The following is a 1,145-nucleotide window of genomic DNA, read 5'->3' as shown; positions in this document are numbered from 1 at the left end:
AGCATTTACGCCAAAAACAGAATTCTTATGGCGCCGCTGACGCGCGGCAGAGCAACCCGTGAGCATGTTCCGACACCTATCATGGCCGAATATTATGCGCAGCGTGCCAGCGCAGGCCTGATTATTTCGGAAGCAACCGGCATCAGCCAGGAAGGTCTTGGGTGGCCCTATGCGCCGGGCCTGTGGTCGCAGGAGCAGGTGGAAGCCTGGAAGCCAGTTACAGCAGCCGTACATGCAAAGGGCGGAAAGATTGTGGCCCAGCTCTGGCATATGGGGCGCATGGTGCATTCCAGTGTGACGGGTCAGCAACCAGTTTCCTCATCGGCGACAAAAGCGCCTGAGCCATTGCATACTTACGATGGCAAGCAGGCGCCCGAAATTGCTCGCCCCCTTACCAAGGATGACATTGCCCGTATCCTGAACGATTACGAAAAAGCTGCACGCAATGCGCTTGAGGCCGGCTTTGATGGCGTTCAGATTCATGCAGCCAACGGTTATCTGATTGATGAGTTCCTGCGGGACGGCACCAATCATCGTTCCGATGAATATGGTGGGTCTCCTGAAAACCGTATTCGCTTCCTGCGTGAAGTTACGGAACGGGTAATCGCCACGATTGGCGCAGACAGAACGTCGGTAAGACTTTCACCAAATGGTGACACACAGGGTTGTATCGACAGTCACCCGGAGCAGGTTTTTGTGCCCGGAGCAAAACTTCTGAACGATCTCGATATTGCTTTTCTCGAACTACGTGAACCCGGGGCCAATGGCACATTCGGTAAGACCGATCAGCCGAAGCTACACGGTCCGATCCGCAAAGTCTTTACGAAACCACTGGTTCTGAATCAGGATTACACACGGGAGGAAGCGATTGACGCAGTTGCAACCGGTGTGGCTGACGCCATTGCATTCGGGCGGCCTTTCCTCGCCAATCCAGATCTGGTGCATCGTCTGGAGGATAACCTTCCTCTGAACAAAGATGATATGCGCACTTGGTACACGCAGGGGACAGAAGGCTATACAGATTATCCACTTGCATCATAACATCCCATCATTTTCCGAAAGCTCTTTTTATTTAAAGGAAAATCTCACTCTCGTTATGAAAGAGTCTTGGAAGAACTCTACTTATAAGAACATTGGACTTAGCC

At 52.2% G+C, this 1,145-nt stretch carries 1 protein-coding gene; it reads left to right on the top strand.

Translation table 11 applies throughout. The features are described from left to right. Positions 1-1,041: alkene reductase (locus tag CSR02_RS08720; RefSeq protein WP_244176891.1), on the top strand; the 1,041-nt coding region annotated here is incomplete at its 5' end. Positions 1,042-1,145 lie beyond the last annotated feature (104 nt).

Origin of the sequence: Acetobacter pomorum, from assembly GCF_002738225.1 — a bacterium.
In the GTDB taxonomy this organism is placed as follows: Bacteria; Pseudomonadota; Alphaproteobacteria; order Acetobacterales; family Acetobacteraceae; genus Acetobacter; species Acetobacter pomorum.
This window is presented reverse-complemented; position numbering and strand designations above follow the sequence as displayed.